The organism is Anaerolineae bacterium, assembly GCA_014360855.1.
In the GTDB taxonomy this organism is placed as follows: Bacteria; Chloroflexota; Anaerolineae; order JACIWP01; family JACIWP01; genus JACIWP01.
Genome location: JACIWP010000368.1, coordinates 1 through 2,462, shown reverse-complemented (window position 1 = coordinate 2,462; position 2,462 = coordinate 1). Strand labels below are relative to the sequence as shown.

Here is a 2,462-nt window from a genome sequence, read left to right as displayed (position 1 = left end):
ATTTCGACAGGCATGCACGAGTTCGGCATCGGTCAGGTCGGTTGGCACAATCCCCTCTCAGCCGGCGTTCCCGCCTTCCGTGATAAAAGAGCTATTAGAAAGACGAAAAAATACGCGCGCAGGATATGAGCTTGGGTCCTTACTTGATTCGCCACCTGGCATCACGCGTGAAGCCAGCTATGTTCCACTTCTATCACCTGTCCGCAGAGCCTCTTGTCATTCTCCGCAAGTTCGAGTATCATTCCCTCAAGCCGGCCGCTGACATAACTTGATGAGGAGTTGATGGGCACATGTACCAACCTGTCCTCTCGTTCCCTGAGGGCTTCCTGTGGGGCACCGCCACCGCCTCCCACCAGGTGGAGGGTGGCAACACCAACAACGACTGGTACCTCTGGGAACAACAACCCGGCCGCATCCGCAACGGAGACCGCGCCGGCCTCGCCTGCGACTGGTGGAACCGGGCGGAAGAAGATTTCGACCGAGCGCGGGAACTGGGCCAGAACACGCATCGCCTGTCGCTGGAATGGAGCCGGCTGGAACCCCGCCCCGGCGAATGGGACGCGGCGGCCTTCGCCCGCTACCGTCAGATGCTGGCCGGCCTGCGCCAGCGCCACCTCGAACCCATGGTAACGCTCTTCCACTTCACCCTCCCCATCTGGGTGGCGCAGCGCGGCGGCTGGATGAACCCGGAAACCATCTCCCTTTACACACGTTATGTCGAGCGCGCGGTGCGGGAACTGGGCGACCTCGTCACACTGTGGTGCACCATCAATGAGCCGGTGGTCTATGCCTATCAGGGCTATCTGCGCGGCATCTGGCCGCCGGGCCGGCAGAGCTTCCCCGATGCCATCCGGGTCCTGCGCCATCTCCTGCTGGCACACGGCGAGGCCTACCGGCTCATCCACGCCCTGCAGGGCAGTGCACAGGTCGGCCTGGTGAAAAATATGCTGTATGTCGAACCCCTGCGGCCGGATTCCTGGCTGGACCGCAAATGGGCCGGCTTTATGAACCGTCTGTACAACGAATTGAGCCTTATCGCCGTCACCGAAGGGCGCTTCCTGCCCCCGTTGGGCATGGGAAGAGTGCCCAAACTGATGGATTCCACTGACTTTCTGGGAGTGAACTATTACACCCGCGCCCTCTTTGGCGTGGACAAACGCCAGTGGATGAACAGCTTGAACCCCCGGCTGAACACCGCCGGCGTCATCAGCGACTACGAGTACGGCGAGGTGTTCCCCGAAGGGCTGTACCGCATCCTCAAGCACGTGCAGGGCTATGGCAAACCCATCTACATCACCGAGAACGGCCTACCCGACGAGGATGACGACCTGCGCCCATACTTTATCCTTACACATCTGGCGCAGACCTGGCGCGCCATCCAGGAAGGGGTGCCCGTGCGCGGCTATTACCACTGGAGCCTGCTGGACAATTTCGAATGGTCCGAGGGCTACCGAATGCGCTTCGGGCTGATCGAGGTGGACTTCGCCACGCAGAGCCGGCGCGTGCGCCGGAGCGGCCGTATGTTCGCAGAAATCTGCCAGGCCAATGCCATCTCCCCAGAGCTGGTGGAGCGTTATGCGCCCGAAGCCATGGAAGCTGTCTTCGGCGCCGGCGTTCCCTCTGCCGTGAAGGAGGTAGGATGAGCGCCCGCCGACAGGAGATCGGTCAATCCACCGCCCTCCGCGAGATCCAGGTGTCCGCCGGCACTGCCGCCGTGCTGGGCCTGCTTGAGCTGAAAATGGACACACCGCCCACCACAGCCTACCTTATGCTGGGCGGCCGATGCCTGATGAACTGCGGCTTCTGCGCCCAGGCGCGCGACAGCAGTGCCTCCGCCCTGTACCTGTCGCGCATCACTTGGCCTCCCTTCCCACTGGAGGAGGTGGCCGGCCGTATCGCGCAGGCCTTCTCCCAGAACACGCTCCGGCGCGCCTGCCTGCAGGTCACCGTGGGGCCGCATGACTTCGAGCAGGCCCTGGAGGTGGTGCTCACCCTTCGCCGGCACAGCCCCATCCCCATCGACGTGTCCATCCTGCCCAATTCCATGGACGAAGTGCGCCGGCTCTTCGAGGCCGGCGTGGACCACATCGGCTTCGGGCTGGATGCCGCCTGCGAAAGGGTGTTCCGGCTGGTGAAGGGCGGAAGCTGGCAGCGCTCGTTGGACATGATCGAAGAGACCGCCGCGTCCTTCCCGGGGCGCGCCGCCGTGCACCTCATCGTCGGGCTGGGCGAGACCGAGCAGGAAATGATAGAGCGCATCGTCTGGATGCACCAGCGCGGCATCACCGTCGGCCTATTCGCCTTCACACCCCTACGCGGCACCGAGATGGAACATCTGCCGGCGCCGGCCCTCTCCCACTACCGCCGCATACAGGCGGCGCGTTACCTGATTTGCCGCGGTTTCGCCCGGTTGTCCGATTTCACCTTCGACCAGGACGGCCGGCTGACCCGCATCGTCGTCC

2 protein-coding genes are annotated in these 2,462 nt (G+C 63.5%); both read left to right on the top strand.

Annotation, left to right across the window (positions count from 1 at the left end):
- The first annotated feature begins 290 nt into the window (after positions 1-290).
- Positions 291-1,643 carry a glycoside hydrolase family 1 protein gene (locus H5T60_14075; GenBank protein MBC7243560.1) on the top strand — a complete coding sequence of 451 codons (1,353 nt, stop codon included), beginning with the start codon at positions 291-293 and terminating at the stop codon, positions 1,641-1,643.
- Positions 1,640-2,462, top strand: an 823-nt coding sequence (locus H5T60_14070; protein MBC7243559.1) for a radical SAM protein, incomplete at its 3' end; no start/stop codon positions are given. The genes H5T60_14075 and H5T60_14070, both read left to right, overlap by 4 nt.

Excerpts from the sequence above, each read along its gene's own strand:
- H5T60_14075 (MBC7243560.1), top strand. The coding sequence starts at position 291 with ATGTACCAACCTGTCCTCTCGTTCCCTGAGGGCTTCCTGTGGGGCACC.